Source organism: Streptomyces sp. cg36, from assembly GCF_041080675.1.
In the GTDB taxonomy this organism is placed as follows: Bacteria; Actinomycetota; Actinomycetes; order Streptomycetales; family Streptomycetaceae; genus Streptomyces.
Map to the genome: position 1 here is coordinate 4863222 of NZ_CP163520.1, position 19557 is coordinate 4882778.

12 protein-coding genes are annotated in these 19557 nt (G+C 72.4%); 6 read left to right on the forward strand and 6 right to left on the reverse strand.

The window, feature by feature from the left end:
- Positions 1 to 68: 68 nt before the first annotated feature.
- Positions 69 to 2915 carry a preprotein translocase subunit SecA gene (gene secA / locus AB5J87_RS21555; RefSeq protein ID WP_369378528.1) on the forward strand — a complete coding sequence of 949 codons (2847 nt, stop codon included), beginning with the start codon at positions 69 to 71 and terminating at the stop codon, positions 2913 to 2915.
- Between the two features lie 51 nt (positions 2916 to 2966).
- Here the strand turns inward: secA and AB5J87_RS21560 are convergent, their stop codons facing one another.
- Positions 2967 to 3449, reverse strand: coding sequence for an Rv3235 family protein (locus AB5J87_RS21560; protein WP_369378529.1), 483 nt, complete (start codon positions 3447 to 3449; stop codon positions 2967 to 2969).
- 267 nt (positions 3450 to 3716) lie between these two features.
- On the opposite strand from AB5J87_RS21560, the gene AB5J87_RS21565 reads away from it, so the two are divergent.
- Positions 3717 to 4223, forward strand: coding sequence for a hypothetical protein (locus tag AB5J87_RS21565; protein WP_369378530.1), 507 nt, complete (start codon positions 3717 to 3719; stop codon positions 4221 to 4223).
- Between the two features lie 92 nt (positions 4224 to 4315).
- Entirely contained in the window at positions 4316 to 4990 is a 675-nt protein-coding gene (locus AB5J87_RS21570; protein ID WP_369378531.1) for an HAD family hydrolase, read from the forward strand.
- A gap of 294 nt (positions 4991 to 5284) precedes the next feature.
- Here the strand turns inward: AB5J87_RS21570 and AB5J87_RS21575 are convergent, their stop codons facing one another.
- Positions 5285 to 5851 (reverse strand): DJ-1/PfpI family protein, encoded by a 567-nt coding sequence (locus AB5J87_RS21575; RefSeq protein WP_369378532.1) that lies wholly within the window; start codon positions 5849 to 5851, stop codon positions 5285 to 5287.
- Positions 5852 to 6330: 479 nt separating this feature from the next.
- Here AB5J87_RS21575 and AB5J87_RS21580 point away from each other — a divergent pair, with 479 nt between their 5' ends.
- Positions 6331 to 11301 carry an NAD-glutamate dehydrogenase gene (locus tag AB5J87_RS21580; protein ID WP_369378533.1) on the forward strand — a complete coding sequence of 1657 codons (4971 nt, stop codon included), beginning with the start codon at positions 6331 to 6333 and terminating at the stop codon, positions 11299 to 11301.
- A 70-nt stretch (positions 11302 to 11371) separates the two neighbouring features.
- Here the strand turns inward: AB5J87_RS21580 and AB5J87_RS21585 are convergent, their stop codons facing one another.
- The 3 genes from AB5J87_RS21585 to AB5J87_RS21595 are packed head-to-tail and all read right to left on the reverse strand — an operon-like array spanning position 11372 to position 14427.
- A complete protein-coding gene (locus tag AB5J87_RS21585) occupies positions 11372 to 12637 on the reverse strand; it encodes a glycosyltransferase 87 family protein (protein WP_369378534.1) in 1266 nt (421 codons plus the stop codon).
- 49 nt (positions 12638 to 12686) lie between these two features.
- Positions 12687 to 13493 carry an ABC transporter ATP-binding protein gene (locus AB5J87_RS21590; protein ID WP_369378535.1) on the reverse strand — a complete coding sequence of 269 codons (807 nt, stop codon included), beginning with the start codon at positions 13491 to 13493 and terminating at the stop codon, positions 12687 to 12689.
- Entirely contained in the window at positions 13486 to 14427 is a 942-nt protein-coding gene (locus AB5J87_RS21595; protein ID WP_369378536.1) for an ABC transporter permease, read from the reverse strand. Before AB5J87_RS21595 ends, AB5J87_RS21590 begins: the two co-directional genes overlap by 8 nt.
- A 186-nt stretch (positions 14428 to 14613) precedes the next feature.
- On the opposite strand from AB5J87_RS21595, the gene AB5J87_RS21600 reads away from it, so the two are divergent.
- On the forward strand, positions 14614 to 15240 hold the full coding sequence (locus tag AB5J87_RS21600; RefSeq protein ID WP_369378537.1) for a TetR/AcrR family transcriptional regulator: 627 nt from the start codon (positions 14614 to 14616) through the stop codon (positions 15238 to 15240).
- Positions 15241 to 15255: 15 nt separating this feature from the next.
- Here the strand turns inward: AB5J87_RS21600 and AB5J87_RS21605 are convergent, their stop codons facing one another.
- The gene (locus tag AB5J87_RS21605) at positions 15256 to 16851 is read right to left on the reverse strand and encodes a hypothetical protein (protein WP_369378538.1); all 1596 of its coding nucleotides are present in this window, start codon (positions 16849 to 16851) and stop codon (positions 15256 to 15258) included.
- A gap of 308 nt (positions 16852 to 17159) precedes the next feature.
- Here AB5J87_RS21605 and AB5J87_RS21610 point away from each other — a divergent pair, with 308 nt between their 5' ends.
- Entirely contained in the window at positions 17160 to 19496 is a 2337-nt protein-coding gene (locus tag AB5J87_RS21610; protein ID WP_369378539.1) for a CDP-glycerol glycerophosphotransferase family protein, read from the forward strand.
- The last annotated feature ends 61 nt before the right edge of the window (positions 19497 to 19557 follow it).

The window sequence follows — 19557 nt, forward strand, 5'->3', positions numbered from 1 at the left end:
GCCGTTGCCCAGAAGTAATCAACCGTACTCGACCGCGCCAGGCCCGACCGGCAAGGAGACCAACCCCCGTGTCCGTCCTCTCAAAGCTCATGCGTGCAGGCGAAGGCAAGATCCTGCGCAAGCTGCACCGCATCGCGGACCAGGTCAACTCCATCGAAGAGGACTTCGTGAACCTCTCCGACGCCGAGCTCCGTGCCCTCACCGGCGAGTACAAGGAGCGGTACGCGAACGGGGAGAGCCTGGACGACCTGCTCCCGGAAGCCTTCGCCACCGTCCGCGAGGCGGCCAAGCGCGTCCTCGGACAGCGCCACTACGACGTCCAGATGATGGGCGGCGCGGCGCTCCACCTCGGCTATGTCGCCGAGATGAAGACCGGTGAGGGCAAGACCCTCGTCGGCACCCTCCCGGCCTATCTGAACGCCCTGTCCGGCAAGGGCGTCCACCTGATCACGGTCAACGACTACCTGGCCGAGCGCGACTCCGAGATGATGGGGCGCGTCCACAAGTTCCTCGGTCTGGAGGTCGGCTGCATCCTGGCCAACATGTCGCCCGCCGAGCGCCGCGCGCAGTACGCCTGCGACATCACGTACGGAACGAACAACGAGTTCGGCTTCGACTACCTGCGCGACAACATGGCGTGGTCCCAGGACGAGCTCGTCCAGCGCGGCCACAACTTCGCGATCGTCGACGAGGTCGACTCGATCCTGGTCGACGAGGCGCGTACGCCGCTGATCATCTCCGGCCCGGCCGACCAGGCCACCAAGTGGTACGGCGACTTCGCCAAGCTGGTGACGCGCCTCACCAAGGGTGAGGCGGGCAACCCGCTCAAGGGCATCGAGGAGACCGGCGACTACGAGGTCGACGAGAAGAAGCGCACCGTCGCCATCCACGAGCCCGGCGTCGCCAAGGTCGAGGACTGGCTGGGCATCGACAACCTCTACGAGTCGGTGAACACCCCGCTCGTCGGTTACCTGAACAACGCCATCAAGGCGAAGGAACTGTTCAAGAAGGACAAGGACTACGTCGTCATGGACGGCGAAGTCATGATCGTCGACGAGCACACCGGCCGTATCCTCGCCGGCCGCCGCTACAACGAGGGCATGCACCAGGCGATCGAGGCGAAGGAAGGGGTGGACATCAAGGACGAGAACCAGACGCTCGCCACGATCACCCTGCAGAACTTCTTCCGCCTCTACAAGCGCCACGACCAGGACGGCAAGGAAGAGCCCGGTCTGTCCGGCATGACCGGTACGGCGATGACCGAGGCCGCCGAGTTCCACCAGATCTACAAGCTCGGCGTGGTCCCGATCCCGACCAACCGCCCGATGGTCCGCAAGGACCAGTCCGACCTGATCTACCGCACCGAGGTCGCGAAGTTCGAGGCGGTCGTCGACGACATCGCGGACAAGCACGACAAGGGCCAGCCGATCCTGGTCGGCACCACCTCGGTCGAGAAGTCCGAGTACCTCTCGCAGCAGCTCTCCAAGCGCGGCATCCAGCACGAGGTGCTGAACGCCAAGCAGCACGACCGGGAGGCGACGATCGTCGCCCAGGCCGGCCGCAAGGGCGCCGTCACGGTCGCCACGAACATGGCCGGCCGAGGCACCGACATCAAGCTCGGCGGCAACCCGGACGACCTCGCCGAGGCGGAGCTGCGCCAGCGCGGTCTGGACCCGGTGGAGCACGTCGAGGAGTGGGCGCAGGCGCTGCCCGCCGCCCTGGAGAAGGCCGAGCAGGCCGTCAAGGCGGAGTTCGAAGAGGTCAAGGAGCTCGGCGGCCTCTACGTGCTGGGCACCGAGCGGCACGAGTCGCGCCGCATCGACAACCAGCTGCGCGGTCGTTCCGGCCGTCAGGGCGACCCGGGCGAGTCCCGCTTCTACCTGTCGCTCGGCGACGACCTGATGCGGCTGTTCAAGGCCCAGATGGTCGAGCGTGTGATGTCGATGGCCAATGTGCCCGACGACGTGCCGATCGAGAACAAGATGGTCACGCGCGCGATCGCGTCCGCCCAGTCGCAGGTCGAGCAGCAGAACTTCGAGACGCGCAAGAACGTCCTGAAGTACGACGAGGTGCTCAACCGCCAGCGCGAGGTCATCTACGGCGAGCGCCGCCGCGTCCTGGAGGGCGAGGACCTGCACGAGCAGGTGCAGCACTTCATGGACGACACCATCGACGCCTACATCCAGGCCGAGACCGTCGAGGGCTTCGCCGAGGAGTGGGACCTGGACCGGCTGTGGGGCGCCTTCAAGCAGCTCTACCCGGTGAAGGTCACCGTGGAGGAGCTGGAGGAGGCGGCGGGCGACCGCGCGGGCATCACCGCCGAGTTCATCGCCGAGTCCATCAAGGACGACGTCCACGAGCAGTACGCCGCGCGCGAGGAGCAGCTCGGCTCGGACATCATGCGTGAGCTGGAGCGCCGGGTCGTGCTGTCGGTCCTGGACCGCAAGTGGCGCGAGCACCTCTACGAGATGGACTACCTCCAGGAGGGCATCGGCCTGCGGGCGATGGCGCAGAAGGACCCGCTGGTCGAGTACCAGCGCGAGGGCTTCGACATGTTCAACGCCATGATGGACGGCATCAAGGAGGAGTCCGTCGGCTACCTGTTCAACCTGGAGGTCCAGGTCGAGCAGCAGGTCGAGGAGGTCCCGGTGGAGGACGCCGCGCCGTCCGACAGGCCGTCGCTGGAGAAGGAGCCGGCGGGCGCCCGTCCGGAGATCCGGGCCAAGGGCCTGGACGCCCCGCAGCGCCCGGACCGGCTGCACTTCTCGGCGCCGACCGTGGACGGCGAGGGCGGCGTGGTCGAGGGCGACTTCGACAACGGCGACGAGCCGGCCCGCTCCGAGGCGGACGGCATGACCCGCGCCGAGCGCCGCAAGGCCCAGAAGGGCGTGGCGGGCCGCCGCCGCAAGAAGTAGTCCGTCCGTGCCCGTCCGGCCCGCGCCGCCGGACGGGCACCTGGACAGTGATCACCGAGTGGGGCCGGGCACCGTACGGGTGCCCGGCCCCACTTCCACTGCCGCGCACCGCCAGCGCAGATCGGCGCCCTGCTCCAGACGGAAGGCGAGCGCGCGCACCTGCTCGCCCGCGCCGATCCGGGCGAACGCCTCGATGACGCCCTCGCGGGGCACGTACTCGTCGCAGTGCCGCACCACGGGCCGGCAGGCCGCCCGCAGCGGGCCGGCCGGGGCGAGGACGACCAGCTGCTCGTACGCCTCGCCGACGGTGTGCCCCAGCATCCAGTGGACCGGGCGCCGCCCGCTGAGGACGGCGAGCAGCCGTTCCGCGAACCAGTAGCGGGGCAGCCGCTGGCGGCGGGCGTAGGCGGCCTCGGCCGCGCCGGGCCTGCCCGGGCCCGCGCCGTCCCGGCGTCCGGCGGGCCGGGTCCGGTCGGTGCCCGGTCCGGCCGCGCGCGTCCTGTCGGTCCTGTGCGGAGTCCTGTGGGTCGTCATCTGGGTCGCCCCCTTTGATACCGGCCAGTAGCTTTCTGTTGGGGATCTTGTACGGGGGCGGTGCGACCGGTCGCAAGGACCGCGGGCCGGGGCGGCGGGACCCGGAGAGATTCACCTATCCGGGTGATCGAAGGCCCCGGAAGCCCGGTGCCCGCACGGAAACGGGCGATGGCCGCCCGACCGCCGACCGCCGCCCTCGGGCAACCCGAAGGGGGACCTCCCCACGTATCCTGAGTGCGTCTTCCGACGAGAAAAGAGCGGCCTGCCATGCGCGTGTACCTCCCTCTGACCCTGCCTGGTCTCGCGACGGCGCACACGGCGGGCGAGCTCGGCTCCGGCCCGCTGACCGCCTACGCCGTCACGCCCGGACTGCGGGAGTGGTACGTCTCGGACGACATCGAGGAGCTGGAGTACGCGGCGCTCAGCCGGGCCGCGGCGGCCTCGCTGCGGCTGCTCGCCACCGACCCGGACGCCACCCGGCGGCGGGTCGTGGTCGCCGTGGACGTGCCCGACGGCTCCGTCTCGGCCGACCCGGACCGCGCCCTGGACGCGGGCTCGCTGGGCGAGGTGCGGATCCCCGGGCCGGTGCCGCTGGCCAAGGCCGCCGCGGTGCACGTCGACTCCGACGACGCCCTCGCCGATGTCGCCGCGGCGGCGGACGCGCTGGGGGCGGCCGACCAGGGCGACGACGACGCCCAGTTCACCGTCGACGGCGCCGAGGACCACGAACTGCTGTGGTTCGGGGTGCAGGAGATTTCCCATCTGATCGGCTGATCCGGCTCGGCCTCGGCCCGTGACCTGCGGCTTTCACCTGGAGTCGGCCCTCGCCACGGTCCGTTGTCAGTGGGGGTGGGTACCGTTCTGGCATGGGGAAGCGCACGACGCATCTGGTCTGGGACTGGAACGGCACACTGCTCGACGACATCGGCGCGGTCATCGAGGCGACCAACGCCGCCTTCGTGGAGCTCGGCCTTGAGACGATCACGCTGGAGCGGTACCGGGAGCTGTACTGCGTGCCGATACCCCGGTTCTACGAGCGGCTGATGGGGCGGCTGCCGACCGAGCAGGAGTGGCTCGTCATGGACGCGGCGTTCCACAAGCACTACTGGCAGCGGGCGGACGCCTGCGCGCTCACCGAGGGCGCGGCCGAGCTGCTCGCGGCCCGGCGGGCGGCCGGGCTGAGCCAGTCCCTGCTGTCCATGGCGCCGCACGAGCACTTGGTGCCGATCGTGCGGCGGCACGGCATCACCGAGCACTTCCTGCGCGTCGACGGACGCACCGGCCCCTCGCACGGCAGCAAGGCCGAGCACATGGTGCGCCATCTGACGCTGCTGCGCGAGGCGGGCGAGGGGATATCCGCCGACCGGATCGTGGTCATCGGGGACGCGGTGGACGACGCCGTGGCGGCGGCGCACGTGGGGGCCCGGGCGGTGCTGTTCACCGGCGGCTCGCACAGCCGCGCGAGCCTCGCGGTGGCGGGGGTGCCGGTGGTGGACACCCTGGCGGAGGCGGTCGAGACGGCGGAGCGGCTGGCGGGCTGAGCGGCCCCCCGGCGGGTGGGGCGCACACCTCGTCTGGGGCTGCCCCCGGACGTGGGGTGCCTCCACCCGGGGGCAGCCCTCGTCCGAGAGCCGCGCGGAACCACGCGCAGCCCGTCCGGGGAACGCGCGGAACCGCCCGCCCCGTCCGGGGGTCGCTTTCCAGCCGCTTGGGCACCCGCCCTGACGGCATCCAGCCACTCCGGGCACCGGGCCGCTCGGGCACCCGCCCTGCGGGCACCCGGCCGTGTGGGGGCCCAGCCACTCCGGGCGCCCCCGCGCGCGCCGCGCGCAAGCTCAGGTCACCGGGGCCTTCGCTCGCAGCACCGTGAGGAATTCGCGCATCCAGGCGGAGTGGTCGGGCCAGGCGCGGGCCGAGACCAGGGTGCCGTCGACGACCGCCTCCGCGTCGTGGAAGGTCGCCCCGGCGGCCTGCATGTCCAGTTCCAGTGCGGGGTACGCGGTGACCCGGCGGCCACTGAGGCCGCCGATCGCCGCGGTGAGGAGGGGGCCGTGGCAGATCTGGGCGACCGGCTTGTCCGTGTCGAAGAACGCCTTGAGCAGCTTGCGCAGCTCCGGGTCGTTGCGGAGGTATTCGGGCGCCCGGCCGCCCGGAATCACCAGTGCGGCGTACTGGCCCGGATCGACTTCGGAGAAGGCCAGGTCGGCCGGCCAGGTGTAGCCCGGCTTCTCGGTGTAGGTGTCGAAGCCCGGCTCGAAGTCGTGGACGACGAACCGCAGGTTCTTGCGGGCGGGGGCGGCGATGTGGACGTCGTAGCCCTCCTCGCGCAGCCGCTGGTAGGGGTAGAGGACCTCCAGCGACTCCGCCGCGTCGCCGGTCACGATCAGGATCTTGGCTGCCATCGGTGCTCCCGGAGTCGACCGTGCGTGCCTGGCTCGTACAGGGGTGGTGGCGTGGGCCACGGTGCGCGCGGTGACGTTGTGCGCACCGCGCGTACGGGGCAAACGTGCCCCGGCCCGGCCCGTTTGCCAAGAGGGCGTGCGGCGGGCGCGCGTCGCTGTCCAGACTGTCAAACTTCGGGCCCCGCTTTTGTACACATACGGCTCATGACGGTTCGGGGGGGCGGGGCGATAGCCTTGTCCCGTGATCAGCGCGATATCCCGCAGGGGCAGTGACGCCCCTGCCCTGCGCCCGGAGTGCCACAGTGCCCGGGCCCTCGCTGATTCCCCTGTCCCGGATCCATCGCCGAAAATGGCCAATAACGACCCGGGCATCTCTCATCGCGGCATAACGTCGACTTCGACCGGACACCCCGCGTCGTGGCGTTGCGCCGCTTCTCACACCTACGTCACGCAACGGCGCGCGACAGGAGCCAGAGGACATGCAGACCAAGCTGGACGAAGCCAAGGCCGAGCTGCTCGCACGGGCGGCCCGGGTAGCTGAGAACAGCCCGGTGGGGGGGCCCGGCGGTCTGGGGGGCATCCCCCAGGACCGGGCAGCGACTACCGGGTCCGCCGGGGAGGAGGGCCCTGACCAGGGCGTCGTCCTCGGGTACCTCCAGCGCTACTACCTGCACACCGCCCCGGAGGACCTCGCCGACCGCGACCCGGTCGACGTCTTCGGTGCCGCGCTTTCGCACTACAGGCTGGCCGAGAACCGCCCCCAGGGCACCGCGAACGTCCGGGTGCACACCCCGACGGTCGAGGAGAACGGCTGGACCTGCAGCCACTCGGTGGTCGAGGTCGTCACCGACGACATGCCCTTCCTCGTGGACTCCGTCACCAACGAGCTCTCCCGCCAGGCCCGGGGCATCCACGTCGTGATCCACCCGCAGGTCGTGGTCCGCCGCGACGTGACGGGCCGGCTCATCGAGGTCCTGGACACCCCGGCGCAGGGCGGCGGCCTGCCGCACGACGCGCTGGTCGAGTCCTGGATCCACGTCGAGATCGACCGCGAGACCGACCGCGCCGACCTGAAGCAGATCACCGCCGACCTGCTGCGGGTGCTGTCCGACGTACGGGAAGCCGTCGAGGACTGGGAGAAGATGCGCGAGGCCGCGCTGCGCATCGCCGACGAGCTCCCCAAGGAGCCGAAGGCGGGCGACCTGCGCGACGAGGAGGTGGACGAGGCCCGGGAGCTGCTGCGCTGGCTCTCCGACGACCACTTCACCTTCCTGGGCTTCCGCGAGTACGAGCTGCGCGAGGACGACTCGCTGGCGGCCGTGCCCGGCACGGGCCTGGGCATCCTGCGCTCCGACCCGCAGCACGCGGGCGACGACAGCCACCCGGTCAGCCCGTCCTTCGAGCGGCTGCCCGCCGACGCGCGCGCCAAGGCCCGCGAGCACAAGCTCCTGGTGCTCACCAAGGCCAACAGCCGGGCCACCGTGCACCGGCCCTCCTACCTCGACTACGTCGGGGTGAAGAAGTTCGACGCGGACGGCAACGTCGTCGGCGAGCGCCGCTTCCTCGGCCTGTTCTCCTCGGCCGCGTACACCGAGTCGGTGCGCCGGGTGCCGGTGGTGCGCCGCAAGGTCGCCGAGGTGCTGCGCGGCGCCGGGTTCTCGCCCAACAGCCACGACGGCCGCGACCTGCTCCAGATCCTGGAGACCTACCCGCGCGACGAGCTGTTCCAGACCCCGGCCGACCAGCTGCGCTCCATCGTCACCTCCGTGCTCTACCTCCAGGAGCGGCGCCGTCTGCGCCTCTACCTGCGCCAGGACGAGTACGGGCGCTACTACTCGGCGCTGATCTACCTCCCGCGCGACCGCTACACCACGGGCGTGCGGCTGCGGCTCATCGACATCCTGAAGGAGGAGCTCGGCGGCACCAGCGTCGACTTCACCGCCTGGAACACCGAGTCGATCCTGTCCCGGCTCCACTTCGTGGTGCGGGTGCCCGCCGGCACCGAGCTGCCCGACCTCACCGACGCCGACTCCGAGCGCATCGAGGCCCGGCTGGTGGAGGCCGCCCGCTCCTGGGCCGACGGCTTCTCCGACGCGCTGAACGCGGAGTGCGGCGAGGAGCGCGCCGCCGAGCTGCTGCGCCGCTACGGCCACGCCTTCCCCGAGGGCTACAAGGCCGACCACTCGCCGCGCGCCGCGGTGGCCGACCTGGTCCACCTGGAGCAGCTCACCCACGGCCGCCGCGACTTCGCGCTCTCGCTGTACGAGCCGGTGGGCGCGGCCCCCGGCGAGCGCCGCTTCAAGATCTACCGGATCGGCGAGCAGGTCTCGCTCTCCGCCGTGCTGCCGGTCCTGCAGCGGCTCGGCGTCGAGGTCACCGACGAGCGCCCGTACGAGCTGCGCTGCGCCGACCGTACGCACGCGTGGATCTACGACTTCGGTCTGCGGCTGCCCAAGAAGATCAACGGCAACGGCGACTACCTGGCGGACGACGCCCGCGAGCGGTTCCAGGAGGCGTTCGCCGCGACCTGGACCGGCTCCGCCGAGAACGACGGGTTCAACTCGCTGGTGCTGCGCGCCGGGCTCGACTGGCGCCAGGCGATGGTGCTGCGCGCCTACGCCAAGTACCTGCGCCAGGCCGGTTCGACGTTCAGCCAGGACTACATGGAGGACACCCTCCGGGACAACGTCCACACCACCCGGCTGCTGATCTCGCTCTTCGAGGCGCGGATGTCACCGGGCCGCCAGAGCGCGGGCACCGAGCTGATCGACGGTCTGCTCGAAGAGCTGGACGGCGCGCTCGACCAGGTCGCCTCGCTCGACGAGGACCGCATCCTGCGTTCCTTCCTCACCGTCATCAAGGCGACGCTGCGGACGAACTACTTCCAGAAGAACGCGGAGGGCAACCCCCACGCGTACGTCTCGATGAAGTTCGACCCGCAGGCGATCCCGGACCTGCCGGCGCCCCGCCCGGCGTTCGAGATCTGGGTGTACTCGCCGCGCGTCGAGGGCGTGCACCTGCGCTTCGGCAAGGTCGCGCGCGGTGGTCTGCGCTGGTCCGACCGGCGCGAGGACTTCCGTACGGAGATCCTGGGCCTGGTCAAGGCGCAGATGGTGAAGAACACCGTCATCGTGCCGGTGGGCGCCAAGGGCGGCTTCGTCGCCAAGCAGCTCCCGGACCCGTCGGTGGACCGCGACGCGTGGCTGGCCGAGGGCATCGCCTCGTACAAGACGTTCATCTCGGCGCTGCTCGACATCACCGACAACCTGGTGGCGGGCGAGGTCGTGCCGCCCTCCGACGTGGTGCGCCACGACGAGGACGACACCTATCTGGTGGTCGCGGCGGACAAGGGCACCGCGACCTTCTCCGACATCGCCAACGACGTGGCGATCAGCTACGACTTCTGGCTCGGCGACGCCTTCGCCTCCGGCGGCTCCGCCGGGTACGACCACAAGGGCATGGGCATCACCGCGCGCGGTGCCTGGGAGTCGGTCAAGCGCCACTTCCGCGAGCTCGGCCACGACAGCCAGTCGCAGGACTTCACGGTCGTGGGCGTCGGCGACATGTCCGGTGACGTGTTCGGCAACGGCATGCTGCTCTCCGAGCACATCCGGCTGGTGGCCGCGTTCGACCACCGCCACATCTTCATCGACCCGAGCCCGGACGCGGCCGTCTCCTACGCCGAGCGCTGCCGGCTGTTCGACCTGCCGCGCAGCTCCTGGGCGGACTACGACAAGGAGCTGCTGTCCGCGGGCGGCGGCATCCACCCGCGCACGGCGAAGTCGATCCCGGTCAACGCGCAGATGCGCGCGGCCCTCGGCATCGAGGCGGGCGTCGCCAAGCTGACCCCGGCCGAGCTGATGCAGGCGATCCTCAAGGCCCCGGTGGACCTGCTGTGGAACGGCGGCATCGGTACGTATGTGAAGTCCAGCGCCGAGTCCCACGGCGACGTGGGCGACAAGGCCAACGACGCGATCCGCGTCAACGGCGAGGACCTGCGGGTCAAGGTCGTCGGCGAGGGCGGCAACCTGGGTCTGACCCAGCTCGGCCGGATCGAGTTCGACCGCAACGGCGGCAAGGTCAACACCGACGCGATCGACAACAGCGCGGGCGTGGACACCTCCGACCACGAGGTCAACATCAAGATCCTGCTCAACGGTCTGGTCACGGACGGCGACATGACCGTCAAGCAGCGCAACAAGATCCTCGCGCAGATGACCGACGAGGTCGGCCACCTGGTGCTGCGCAACAACTACGCGCAGAACGTGGCCCTGGCCAACGCGGTCGCCCAGTCGCCCTCGCTGCTCCACGCCCACCAGCGCTTCATGCGCCGCCTGGGCCGGGACGGCCATCTGGACCGGGGCCTGGAGTTCCTGCCCAGCGACCGGCAGATCCGCGAGCTGCTGGGCAACGGGCGCGGGCTCAGCCAGCCCGAGCTCGCCGTGCTGCTCGCCTACACCAAGATCACGGTGGCCGACGAGCTGGTCCACACGGACCTGCCGGACGACCCGTACCTGCAGAAGCTGCTCCACGCGTACTTCCCGAAGCAGCTGCGCGAGAAGTTCGCGGAGGCGATCGACGGGCACGCGCTGCGCCGGGAGATCGTCACCACGGTCCTGGTCAACGACACCGTCAACACCGGTGGTTCGACCTTCCTGCACCGGCTGCGGGAGGAGACCGGCGCGTCCATGGAGGAGATCGTCAGGGCGCAGACCGCGGCCCGCGCGATCTTCGGGCTGAGCGCGGTGTGGGACGCGGTGGAGGCGCTCGACAACAAGGTCGACGCCGACGTCCAGACCCGCATCCGGCTGCACTCGCGCCGGCTGGTCGAGCGCGGCACCCGCTGGCTGCTCAACAACCGGCCGCAGCCGCTCCAGATCGCCGAGACGATCACGGACTTCAGCGAGGGCGTCGAGAAGGTCTGGGGCGAGCTGGCGAAGCTGCTCAAGGGCGCTGACCTGGAGTGGTACCAGTCGATCCTGGACGAGCTGACCGCGGCCGGGGTGCCCGACGCGCTGGCCCGCCGGGTCGCCGGGTTCTCCTCCGCCTTCCCGGCGCTGGACGTGGTCGCGATCTCGGGCCGCACCGGCAAGGACCCGCTGGCGGTCGCCGAGGTGTACTACGACCTCGCCGACCGGCTGCGGATCACCCAGCTGATGGACCGGATCATCGAGCTGCCGCGGGCCGACCGCTGGCAGTCCATGGCCCGCGCCTCCATCCGCGAGGACCTGTACGCGGCGCACGCGGGGCTCACCCAGGACGTGCTCTCGGTCGGCAACGGCAAGTCGTCGCCCGAGCAGCGCTTCAAGGCGTGGGAGGAGACGAACGCGGCGATCCTCGGCCGGGCGCGCACCACCCTGGAGGAGATCCAGGGCTCGGACGCCTTCGACCTGGCGAACCTGTCGGTCGCCATGCGCACGATGCGGACGCTGCTGCGCACGCGTAGCTAGCCGGTCCGCCCGCCGTCGCGCGGGCGCTGTGCCGCCGCGGGGCGGCCACGGTCTCGGCCGTGGCCGCCCCTCACGCGTTCTCCCGGCCCGCCCGGCGCACCGGCCCCGCGGCCGTCGCCGTCCACAGCCGCCGTCCGGACAGCAGCGCGGCCGTCAGCAGCAGGGAGTTGCGCACGACCATCAGGGCGGTCCCGGCCGCGGTCCCGGCCATCACCTGGTCGTACAGCGTCGGGAAGACGAGCGCGCTCAGGGCCGCGGTGGGCAGCAGCAGGAGCGCCACCGGCCGCTGGCAGGTGTGGCGCGAGGTGAGGCAGACGGCGGCCAGGCCGAGCAGCCAGATCAGGTACTGGGGGCTGATCACCCGGCTGGTGACGGTGAACAGCAGGACCGCGCAGAGGGCCGCGTCGGCCGGGGTGGCCGCCGTCCACCGCCGCGCCCTGACCCGCCACACCAGCAGCCAGCAGAACGCGGCCCCGGTCAGCGCCAGCGCGAGGGCGGCGACCGAGGAGACGTAGGGGCCGGTGAACTCCATGGCCCCGTACCGGTAGACGACCCGGCCGGGCCAGTCGGCCAGCAGGTGGGCGAGCTGGAGGGCGGTGCCGCCGAGCGATTCGATCTGGACGCCCCGGCTGCCCTGCTGGCGCAGGAAGTCCAGGGTGTGGGTGAAGCCGAGCGCCAGTACGCCGAGCAGGGCGAGCGCCGAGCCGAGCGCGGCCGTCCAGGCGGCGCGGGTGGAGCGCCCGCGCGGGGTGCCGAGCAGGGTCAGCGCGGGCCACACCTTCACCAGGGCGCCGAGCCCGGCGAGCGCGCCGCCGAGCCGGGGCCCGCGCCGCAGGCAGAGCAGGGCGGCCACGGCACTCGCGGTGACCAGCACGTCGTAGCGGCCGTACGGCAGGTGCAGCAGCAGGGGCAGTCCGCCGACCCAGAGCCAGGCCCCGGCCGCGCTGCCGCCCGCCCGTGCGCCGGCCCGTACCAGGGCGAGGGCGACGAGCGCGTCGGCGGCCAGGGTGAGGGCGACGAACGCCTGGAAGAAGGTGAGGAAGGGCAGCAGGGCGGGGGCGAGGATGACCAGGCCCGCGCCCGGCGGGTACTGCCAGGTGGCGTCGCCGTACGGGAAGTGGCCCGTGATCAGCTGGTCGTACCACTGGCGGTACAGGACGTACACCTCGCCGGTCACCCCGCCGACGCCGATCGAGTCGTCGACGAGGAGGAACAGCATCAGCGCGCGCGTGGCGAGCCAGGCCCCGGCGAGGGCGGCGTTGCGGGTGCGGCGGACGGAGGCGCCCGGGTCGGGGGCGGCGGACGGGGCGGGGATGCGCAGCTGCTGGGTCGTCATCGCCCAGCAGCTTAAACCGGTTTGGGGCATTTACCCGTTCCGGTATGCCCTATTTCTTCTTGGTGTACTCCTCGTACGCCGCCACCACTTCCTCGGCCGGGCCGTCCATCCGCAGCACCCCGGACTCCAGCCAGATGGCGCGGTCGCAGGTCTGCCTGATGGTGCCGTTGCTGTGGCTGACCAGGAAGACGGTGCCCGCCTCGGCGCGCAGCTCCTCGATCCGCTCCTGGCTGCGCCGCTGGAAGCGGGCGTCGCCGGTGGAGAGCGCCTCGTCGATCAGGAGGACGTCGTGGGACTTGGCGGCGGCGATGGAGAAGCGGAGCCGGGCGCCCATGCCGGAGGAGTAGGTGCGCATCGGCAGCGAGATGAAGTCGCCCTTCTCGTTGATCCCGGAGAACTCGACGATGTCGTCGTAGCGGTCCCGGACCTCCTCGCGCGACATGCCCATGGCGAGCCCGCCCAGGGTGACGTTGCGCTCGCCGGTCAGGTCGTTCATCAGCGCCGCGTTGACGCCGAGCAGTGACGGCTGCCCCTGGGTGAAGATCTTCCCGCGGGCGGCCGGGAGCAGCCCGGCGACGGCCTTGAGCAGGGTCGACTTGCCCGAGCCGTTGGAGCCGATCAGTCCGATCGCCTCGCCCTTGCGGGCGACGAAGCTGACGCCCTTGACGGCGTGCACCTCGCGGACGCCCGGGGCGGCGCGCCGGGAGGTGATCCGGCTGAGCGCGGAGGTCGCGCTGCCCCGGCCCTTGGTGGAGCCGCCGTTGACCTTGTAGATGACGTGGACGTCGTCGGCGACCACGGTGGGGGCGCCGAGCGCGGTGGGAGCGCCGGTCACGGCGGGAGTGCTGTCAGCCACGGCCGTACTTCTCCTCTGCCTTCCAGAAGTAGATGAATCCGGCGACGAGGGCGAGGACCGCCCAGCCGCCCGCGACGGCCCACACGTGGTCCGGGAGCTGCTTCGCCTTGAAGCTGTGGATCAGCGAGAAGCGCATGAGGTCGATGTAGACGGCGGCCGGGTTGTACTCCAGCACCTTCACCACGCCGTGCGGCAGCGAGCTGCGGGTCATCAGCTGCGGCAGGCTCCACATGACGCCCGAGACGTACATCCAGGTGCGCAGGATGAACGGCATCAGCTGGGAGACGTCCGGGGTCTTGCTCGCCACCCGGGCCATCGCCAGCGACAGACCGGTGTTGAACATGGCCTGCAGGACCAGCGCGGGCACGGCGAGCAGCCAGGACGGCGACGGGTAGACGCCGACGCAGACCAGGATGATGCCGAGCGCGGCGATGGAGAACAGCAGCTGCTGGAGCTGCTGGAGCGCCAGGGCGATGGGCAGCGAGGCACGGGGGAAGTGCAGCGCCCGCACCAGGCCCATGTTGCCGGTGATGGCCCGGGTGCCCGTCATGATCGAGTTGGCGGTGAAGGTCCAGATGAAGACGCCGGTGACCAGGAACGGGATGTAGTCCGGGACGCCCTGCTTGGTGCCCATCAGGATGCCGAAGATGAAGTAGTAGACCGTCGCGTTCAGCAGCGGGGTCATCAGCTGCCAGATCTGACCCAGCTTCGCCTCGCTGTACTGCGCGGTCAGCTTGGCGGTGGCGAACGCCGAGATGAAGTGGCGCCGTTCCCAGAGCTGGTGCACGTAGTCGCGCAGCGACGGGCGGGCGCCGCTGACGGTGAGGCCGTACTTGGCGGCCAGTTCTTCGGCGCTCAGCCCCTGGTCGGGGTCGGCGGGCCGGGTGTCCTGCGCGGGGGCCTGCGGGGCGGGCGGTGCTGCGGTCTGGCTCACAACGGTCGCTTTCGACGTGGCTTCGCGGGCGGGCGTTCTGCGGGCCGCCCCGGTGGCGGGGCGACGGGCGGAGAGCGGGGGTGCGCGATCCTCAACGACGGGACGGGCCCGTATCGTCGTAACGGTGAGGGTAGGACGTGATCACGTCGCAACGCAACCGTCTCGTCGTATCGCTATGCTCAAGACATGACCAATTCCGCCGCCCCCGACCCCGCCGAAACCCAGCGCCGCGCTCCGGCCGGAGCCGCCGTGCTGCGCTCCGACGTGACGGAGGCCATCCGCGCCGCCGTGTTCGAGGAGCTGGCGGCGGTCGGGTTCGCCCGGATGTCGATCGAGGGCATCGCGCGCCGCGCCGGAGTGGGCAAGACGGCGGTCTACCGCCGCTGGAAGTCCAAGCTCAGCCTGGTCCTGGACCTGGTGTCCGCGTTCGCGGAACAGGGGCTGCCGGTGCCGCACACCGGCTCGCTGTACGGCGACATCCGGGCGCTGCTCGCGGTCGCCTCGCTGGCCCTGCGCCACCCGGTCGCCTCCCAGGTGATCCCCGACCTCCTGGTCGAGTCGATGCGCCACCCGGAGATCGCCGACGCCATCAAGGAGGCGCTGCTCGACGGCCAGAAGGGCGTCGCCGCCGTCGTGGTGCGCGAGGCGGTGGAGCGCGGCGAACTCCCGGCGGGCGCCGACCCCGACCGGGCGCTCGACCTGATCGTGGGGCCGCTGTACTGGCGTCTGGTGGTCGTCCGGGGCGGGCTGCCGAAGGGCTATCTGGACGACCTGGCGACCTCGGCGGTGGCGGCCCTGAAGGCGACGGGCTGAGCGCGGCCCCCGCCGCTACCCCCGGTCGTACGCGACCCGGGCCAGCACCTCGCCGCTGTGCGGGCTGAACGCGACCACCACCGCCTCCGGAGGCAGGTGCTGCGCCGGGGTGAGCAGCAGCCAGCGCACCCCGTAGCGGCGGGCGATCTCCGCGCGCGCGGAGCGCGGTGTCGACGGCGTCAGATACCGCCGCACGGCCGCCTTGCGGCGCAGCCGGTCCGCCTCGGGGAGCGCCGGGTCCGGCCACACCGGCGCCACCAGGAACGGCCCGTAACCGGGCAGCGAGCGGACCACGTAGTAGTCGTCCGCCAGCACCGTCTCGCCCGCCGGAATGTACGGGGCGGCCCAGCCGTAGGTGTCCCAGTGCGGCGGGCGCTCCACGCCCCGCACGCCCAGGCCCGGCGCCAGCGCCCCCGCCTGGGCCGACACGAACCCCAGGCAGGCACCGGCCGCCGCCAGCGGGGCCAGCGCGCGCCGGGCCCGCGACCACGGGCGCGGCCGGGTCAGCTCCACGGCCAGCGCGACCTGGGCCGGTACCAGGGCGACCGCGAGGAGGCGGCCGTAGGTGAAGTGGCCGCTGAGCCAGCCGTACAGGACGACCAGCCAGAACAGCCCGGTCATGAGGGCCGGCGGATCGCGCCGGTCGCGGCGCAGCCGCAGCAGCAGCGCGGGCGCGCCGAGGAGGACGGCGAGCCAGTAACGGCCGGTCAGCTCCTCGTAGACGGCCCGGTGCATGGAGTCGATGCCGGTGTCGCCGACCAGGGTGAAGATGTTGCAGTACGGCCAGCTCACCGCCACCGCCAGCGCCGCCGCGCCCGTCGCCGCCCAGCGCGGGGCCGCCGCCCGCACCGGTCCGGTGTGGCGTCCGGCCACCAGGCCCGCCGAGCCGAGCACGGCGGCGATCGAGGTGATCGGGTGGACGAGCACGACCACCCCGATCAGCACGCCGAGCGCCGCGTACGGCAACCGGCCGGGCGCGCCCGTCCCGCCGGGTTCGTCCGCGCGCCGGGATGAACGTTCCGTCATGCGGCCCGCCAGCGCCCAGACATGGAAGGTCAGACCGATGGCGAAGGTGCTCGGGTACGACAGGTTGCCGGTCATCGACAGCAGGCCGAGGAACCCGCTCCACCAGGTCACCCGGGTGCCCCACAGCACCGCGGAGAAGAGCAGGGCCAGCACCGGTGCCCAGGGGTTCCGGGAGAACAGCCGGGTGAAGCGGCCCAGACCCGTGATCACGACCAGCAGGTTGACCGGCCCGGAGAGCCGCACCACCAGCCGGCCCGGCAGGTCGGTGGCCCGCGCGAACAGGCCCTGCGCCACCGAGTACGGCGAGTAGTACGGGCTGCCCGCGCCCGGCACGTCGGCCATCGGGTGGGCGGGGTTCAGCAGATCGGCCCGCAGGCGCTCGACCACGGCGGCGTGCGTGCCGAAGTCGCAGCACATCGGCACCCGCCAGGCCGCCGCCGATATCACCAGCCAGAACAGCCCGCCCACCACGAAGTACGGGGTGACGCGCCAGAACGGGCCCGGCGGCGGCGCGTCGCCGGGGCGGACGGCCGCGCGCCGGGGCGCCGGGAGCCGGGCCGGGCCGGAGGGAGGAATCGTGCGCACGGGTCATCGGTTCCGTGGGGGTGTCCGTCTGTCCCGGCATCCCGCGGCGATCACCCGATCAGCACCCCGCCGTCAGCCGGTCGAGGCCCCCGGGGCGGTGCCGGGCGGGGACGGCGGGGGCGGTTGGGGGTGGTTGGGGGTGGTCATCCTGACGGGTGAACTCCCGGGCGGGCGTGGACGGTCGGCGGACCGGCCCCGGGCGGGTACACGCCTGGTCGGGAGGGGTTTTCCGCACTCGTTGCCGGTGCTGCCCCGATCGGGTGACGGTGTGTCATGGCGGTGGCGGCCGGTGGTTACGCTCGGTTGTCATGCCGCGCCCCCTCTTCAGCGTCGTCGTCCCGGTCCACCGCGTTCAGGGCTTTCTGCGGGAGGCGCTGGAATCCGTGCTCGACCAGTCGTACGGGGACCTGGAGCTGATCGTCGTCGACGACCGGTCGCCGGACGGGTGCGCGGCGATCGTCGCGGAGTTCGCGGAAGCCGATGCGCGGGTGCTGCCGGTGCGGCTGCCGGTGCGGCGGGGAGTGTCGGCCGCGCGGAACGTGGGGGCGGTGCGGGCGGGGGGTGAGTACCTGCTGTTCCTGGAGGGGGACGGGGTGTTGCTGCCCGGGGCGCTGGCGGCGCTGGCCTCGCGGCTGCGGGGGGCGCGGCGGGTCGATGTGCTGCGGTTCGGGTACGAGCGGGTGGACCGGCTCGGGCGGGTCGTGGGGGGTGTGCGGGCCTGGGCGGGGGCCGGGCCCGGGGCGGGCCCTGGTGCGGGCGGGGAGCGGGAGCGCCCGGGAACGGGGTGCCGCTGTGCCCACCCGTGCCGCCCCGGCGGCACGATTGCCCACAGCTGCGGGGGAGAGGGCGGCGCGAGCGCCCGCGGCGGTGGGGAGGGTGGCAGCGCGAGCGCCCGCGGCGGCGGCACGATTGCCCACAGCTGCGGGGGAGGGGGTGGCTCCGTTGAGGTTCCCGTTGGGTGGGATCGGGTTTATCGGCGGGGGTTCTGGCTGGGGCGGGGGCTGGCGTTCGGGTGGGGGGAGTACGGGGCCGTGCGGCCCGTCCTGATGGCCGGGCGGGCGGTGGGAGCGGGCCGGGAGGGTGAGCTCGAACGGGTCTGCGTGCGGGTGCGGGAGCGGCGGCCGGGCGCCGAGCCCGGGCGCCTGCACTTCCAGGCCCTCGACGCCTACGCGCCCCTGCTCGCCGCCGATCCCGCCCTGCGGCCCGTCGCCGCCGCGCAGCTGCGGGCCGTGCGCGACGACCCGCGCCGCATCCGGCCCGCCGACCGCCGGGAGTTCCACCGCGCCGCCGACCGCCTCCTCGGCGGCGCCCTCGGCCCGTACCCCGTACACCGCGCCCGGGTCCTGCTCGACCAACAGGCGCGTGCCGCGCGGGAGATGAAGGAGCGGGCCGAGGGCCGGGTGCGGGCGCGGGTGCTGAAGGGGGTCCGGCGGGCGGACCGGTACCGGGCCCTGGACGACGGGCTGGTCGTCCACGGGGCGTACTGGAACCGGGGCGTCGCCTGCAACCCGGCCGCCATCCACGCCAAGGCGCTGGAGATCGCGCCGCAGCTGCGGCATCTGTGGGTGGTCGACGGCCGGTGCGCCGACCGGGTTCCGGCCGGGACCGCGTACGTGGTGGCCGGGACGCGCGCGTACTGGCGGGCCATGGCCACGGCGAAGTACCTCGTCAACAACTCCGCCTTCCCCGGCGGGTTCACCAAGCGGGAGGGCCAGGTCTATCTGCAGACGCACCACGGCACCCCGCTCAAGTCCATGGGGCTCGACCTGCGCGGCCGGGCCGTGAGCGCGGGCGGCGGCACCGACTTCGCCGGGCTGCTGGCCCGCGCCGACCAGTGGGACTACAGCCTCGCCGCCAACCCGCACGCGGCCGAGGTCTGGGCGCGGGCCTACCCGTCCGCGTACGAGTCGCTGGAGCTCGGGCAGCCGCGCAACGACCGCTATGCCACGGCCACTTCCGAGGAGATCGAGGGCATCCGGGCCTCGCTGGGGATCGCGCCGGGGCGCCGGGCGCTGCTGTACGCGCCGACGCACCGGGGCCACCGGCCGGGCGGGGAAGCCGGCTTCGTGCCGCCGCTCGATCTGGAGGCGTTCGCCGACGCGCTCGGCGAGGAGTACGTCCTGCTGGTGCGGGCGCACTACTTCCACGGCACCTCGGCGGGCCCGGCCGCGCGGCACCCCGGGATCGTGGACGTCACCGGCCACCAGGGCGTCGAGGAGCTGTGCCTCGCCTCCGACGCGCTGATCAGCGACTATTCGTCGCTGCTCTTCGACTACGCCTGTCTGGACCGGCCGATCGTGGTGTTCGCCCCCGACTGGGACGTCTACCGCGCCACCCGGGGCACCTACTTCGACCTGCTGTCGGGGCTGCCGGGCGAGACGCCCGGAGCGGTCGCGACCAGCGGCGGCGAACTGGCCGGGCTGTTCCTCGACGGCGGCTGGGACACGGACGCGGCCGGCAAGCTGCGCGCGGCGTTCCGGGCCCGGTTCTGCCCGTACGACGACGGGCGGGCGGCGGAGCGGGTGGTGCGCCGGGTGCTGCTCGGCGAGCGCCCGGCCCCGCCCGGGGAGCCTCCCGCCCCGGCCGTGCCCCGCCCGGCCGGTGAGCCGCGGGCCTTCGTCACCCGGATGGCCGGGCCGAGGTGACCGCGCCCGCGTTCGGGGGTTGATCAGCGCGGGGCGGGACGCGCCCCGCCCCGCCGGCAGG